6 protein-coding genes are annotated in these 3,947 nt (G+C 40.7%); 4 read left to right on the top strand and 2 right to left on the bottom strand.

The window, feature by feature from the left end; genetic code table 11:
* Together RMO79_RS18825 and RMO79_RS18820 are read left to right on the top strand one after the other, a co-directional pair.
* Positions 1-1,426: helicase-related protein (locus tag RMO79_RS18825; RefSeq protein ID WP_310484774.1), on the top strand; the 1,426-nt coding region annotated here is incomplete at its 5' end.
* A gap of 36 nt (positions 1,427-1,462) precedes the next feature.
* On the top strand, positions 1,463-2,179 hold the full coding sequence (locus RMO79_RS18820) for a leucine-rich repeat domain-containing protein (RefSeq protein ID WP_310484773.1): 717 nt from the start codon (positions 1,463-1,465) through the stop codon (positions 2,177-2,179).
* 26 nt (positions 2,180-2,205) lie between these two features.
* Here RMO79_RS18820 and RMO79_RS18815 read toward each other — a convergent pair whose 3' ends face one another.
* Entirely contained in the window at positions 2,206-2,490 is a 285-nt protein-coding gene (locus RMO79_RS18815; RefSeq protein ID WP_310484772.1) for a type II toxin-antitoxin system RelE/ParE family toxin, read from the bottom strand.
* Positions 2,491-2,507: 17 nt separating this feature from the next.
* Positions 2,508-2,774 carry a type II toxin-antitoxin system ParD family antitoxin gene (locus tag RMO79_RS18810; RefSeq protein WP_310484771.1) on the bottom strand — a complete coding sequence of 89 codons (267 nt, stop codon included), beginning with the start codon at positions 2,772-2,774 and terminating at the stop codon, positions 2,508-2,510.
* 137 nt (positions 2,775-2,911) lie between these two features.
* Here RMO79_RS18810 and RMO79_RS18805 point away from each other — a divergent pair, with 137 nt between their 5' ends.
* The gene (locus RMO79_RS18805; protein WP_310484770.1) at positions 2,912-3,154 is read left to right on the top strand and encodes an AbrB/MazE/SpoVT family DNA-binding domain-containing protein; all 243 of its coding nucleotides are present in this window, start codon (positions 2,912-2,914) and stop codon (positions 3,152-3,154) included.
* Positions 3,154-3,947 (top strand): leucine-rich repeat domain-containing protein (locus tag RMO79_RS18800; RefSeq protein WP_310484769.1); only part of this gene is annotated, 794 nt, incomplete at its 3' end. The genes RMO79_RS18805 and RMO79_RS18800, both read left to right, overlap by 1 nt.

Genomic DNA, 3,947 nt, shown 5'->3' with positions numbered 1-3,947 from the left:
GATTCGGATCTTGATGCAGGATTCTAAGACGGATATCGCCAATCGATCGAGTATGTTGGCGCAGGGCAAAAAGAGTCTGTTATTCTGTCAGAGTCGCGCTCTGGCTGAGGAAATCTCTGGAGCGATGCAAAATCGCGGCATTGATGTGTTTATCCATCATAGTTCGGTAGCGTTGGAGGAGCGGACGCTGGCGGAGGAACGGTTTGCCAATGGGCATAACAATTGCATCGTCTGTACTTCTACCTTGGAATTGGGGATCGATGTCGGCGATTTGGATGCGGTATTGCAGGCAAATGCGCCGGATACCGTTTCGGCTTTTTTACAACGATTGGGGCGCACGGGTAGACGCGGTGGCGGTGCGAATACGACGTTTTTAATCGATAATTCGGCGGCATTATTACAAGCGATCGCCATAATCGAATTAGCTCGGCGAAATTGGGTAGAATCGATTGTCGTATCCGATCGCAATTGGGCGGTATTAGTCCAACAATTACTCGCCCTGACGATGCAATTTAGTTCAATTTCACCTGGGGATGCGTGGGCACAATTATCGACGATTCCCGACTTTAAAGGGATTAAACGAGCGGAATTCGATCGCTTAATTAAGCATATGCTCAAAAATAATTATCTCTATCTAACTGGGGGATTACTAGCGATCGGATCGGAAACCGAAAAAGCCTTCGGGCGCAAGAATTTTATGGCTCTCTATGCGGTATTTAGTTCGCCCCAACAGTATGAAGTTTATACCGAAAAAGAACAACCGATCGGTTCTTTAGAGCAGAAATTCATCGATACACTGACTCCCGAAATTAGTTGTTTCTTATTAGGTGGTAGAGCATGGATCGCCCAATCGATCGATCGAGATAATCGCACTCTGATCGTTGCTCCCGCACCTCAAGGTAAGAAACCAACTTGGGGCGGATTTATCCCGCAATTTTTGGGCTGGGATGTCTGTCAGGAAATTGCCGCTTTATTAAAATCGAAACAGGATTTAGTTTATCTCGATCCGATCGCCAAATCGGTATTAAATAACGCTCGTGAGGAACGTCGTCAAGAAGTAATTGAAGGTACAGTTTGGGAGGAAGAGAAGGTGCAATGGTGGACGTATGCAGGTGGGAGAATCAATCGCACGCTCAAATATGGGTTGGAATGTCTGTGGGGTTGGGAAGTCAGAGCGAATAATTTTCAAGTAACGATCTCTGGCGAACATTTAACACCTGCTATGTTCGAGAGTGCGATCTCGGAAGTCACGAAACCAGAGTTTTGGCAAGCTAAGAATACTCAAGAATATCTACTCGCAAATTTACCCAATTATCGGTTTAGTAAGTTTCAGCAAGTCTTACCCGATCGATATGCTTTGGAGATGGTGCAGGGGTATTTATTAGATATTGATGGGATTGGTAAATTGAAGGTCGATCTATATTAACTCTACAACAAATCATCTGCTAGAGATAATTCATACATGAAACAATCTAAGTTGGAGAAAATAATCGAACAGGCTAGATGCAATCTAAGTACTCATCTCGATCTAAGCTATGAAAATATAGAGATTTTGCCAGCAAGCATTGGTAATCTTGAGAGCCTTACATATTTAGATCTAAATGGCAACCAGCTAAATAAATTGCCGGAAAGTATCGGCAATCTTGCTAATTTGAGGTCTTTTAATTTAAGTGGCAACCAGCTAAGTAGCTTACCAGAAAGCATTGGCAATCTTGCTAACTTAATATATCTAGATTTGGGTTTCAATCAATTGATTTATATGCCAAACAGCATTGTAAATATTGGTAGCTTAAAAATACTAGATCTAGCAGAGAATGAACTAACTGTCTTGCCAGAAACAATTGGCAACCTCACAGATCTAGAATCATTAAACCTAAATGGTAATCGAATAAAAATATTGCCAGAAAGTATCATCCATCTTACCACCTTGCATGAATTAAATCTAAACCATAATCCCTTAACAGATTTATCAATTCTCACCAAGGTAAATATCTTGGATTATGTTTGGTTTCTTAATGTTGAACTTCCTCGTCGTTATTGGACTAAATTTAGCGATTGGAAATCTGAGTGGCTATTAGATGAGGATAATGCTGAAATTAGACGTGTTTTAATCGAACAAATAGGATACGAGAAAATATGTGAAGAATTGAATGCGATCGACGTCGATCGGCTATCTTAGGTATCGATCGATAAAATAGTAAATGGCTAATTTTCACCTTCTTCATCAAATAAAGTATCTAAATTCTGCCTGCCATTTACCACTCGCAAAATTGTAATCCCATCATCTATCACTTGATAAAAAATGATGTAACCATCTAAAGGAACTCCTCGCAACCACGGACGAATTGCTGCATAACTCTTCCCCATTTGGGGAAACTGCATGAGCTTGACACATTTCCGGTTGAAATCTTGAAGCAAGCGTTCGCCTGTCTCGATATTGCGCGATACAAAATAGTCGGAAATAGCGTTTAAATCTCGACTTGCTTTCAATGCGATAACACACCTACTCAAGCCCGATCCTCCCGTGCTTGTCGAAATTTCTCTTGCAATTGTGCCATCACTGTTTCCAACGGTAAAACTTCACCCCGCTCTACCTCTGCCCTCGCTTCATCTACTTTCTGGCGGACATCCTCTATCCACGCCTCATCCTCTTGGTATTCTTGCTCTAGGAGGATTAAGGCATGAGCTAACACCTCATTCGCCGACTTAAACCGTCCACGAGCCACTTGCTCTTGAATAAATCTTTCTTGCTCTGGTTGAAGAGTGATACTCACAGTGATATGCCACTATAATATTCGTTCTTATTTTAATCGATCGAGCTACAAAAAGTCGAGGATGCTTTGGCGTAAACGAGCGAATCTAGAATTGAGTTACAACGTTTCTACTCGATCGCAATCGAGCAGTTTGAGTCATGGTTGGAAATGTCGCAAAATGGGGAAATAGCCTCGCTGTCAGGATTCCCCAACATCTAGCCAAAGAAGTCAAACTCGTTGCTGGGGGAGAAGTGGAGATCGTCGAGATCGATGGTAATCTAACGATTAAACCCAGAATACAAAAACAGTATTCATTGGATGAGTTAATTGCCGGAATTACACCAGGAAATTGTCATGCAGAGATTGATACAGGGGTATCGGTAGGAGAAGAAATCTGTTAATGACAAACAGATATATTCCAAATCGCGGTGATGGGGAAACAGTCATGAATGATATTTTAGATCGGTTAGATCGAGCGAAGGCAGAAGTAGCAGAAATCATAGCGAAAGCTAGATTCGATCGAACGCTTGAGCTAAATTTGAGCGATAAGTATTTAACTAGATTACCAGATAGTATTACTGAACTTGTCGAGCTAACTAATCTAAATTTATTTAAAAATAGCTTCATCAGTCTATCCGCAGACATTGGCAGGCTTGTTAGTTTAACAAGTCTGAATTTAAGCTATAACCTGCTAACCAGTTTACCAAATGATATCGGCAATCTTTCTAAATTGACTAGGCTGATTCTGAGTGGAAATCGACTCATTATCTTGCCTGATGATATCGGCAATCTTTTGAATTTAGTCACGCTAGGTCTAAATGAAAATCAGTTGGGTAACTTGCCAAGCAATATCGGGAACCTATTTAATTTAACTACTCTACATTTAGGTGGTAATCAATTAACTAGCTTGCCAAGTAGCATCGGCAATCTTACAAGTTTAAGTCACTTATACATACAAAATAATCAATTAACTAGTTTGCCTGAAACTTTCAGTAATCTTTCGAGCTTAATTTATCTCGATCTTGATGAGAACCCTGTAGTAGATTTATCTGCGGTCCATAATTTGGAGAAGCTAGAAACTGTCAATTTCTTTAATGTTGCCCTCACACGTCGTTATTGGACTAAGTTTAGTGAATGGAAACCTGAGTGGCTATTAGATGAAAATAATGCTGAGATTAGACGTGTTTTAATCGA

Source organism: Chamaesiphon sp. VAR_48_metabat_403 (assembly GCF_031422475.1).
GTDB lineage: Bacteria > Cyanobacteriota > Cyanobacteriia > Cyanobacteriales > Chamaesiphonaceae > Chamaesiphon.
This window is presented reverse-complemented; position numbering and strand designations above follow the sequence as displayed.

Excerpts from the sequence above, each read along its gene's own strand:
- RMO79_RS18820 (WP_310484773.1), top strand. The coding sequence starts at position 1,463 with ATGAAACAATCTAAGTTGGAGAAAATAATCGAACAGGCTAGATGCAAT.
- RMO79_RS18805 (WP_310484770.1), top strand. The coding sequence starts at position 2,912 with ATGGTTGGAAATGTCGCAAAATGGGGAAATAGCCTCGCTGTCAGGATT.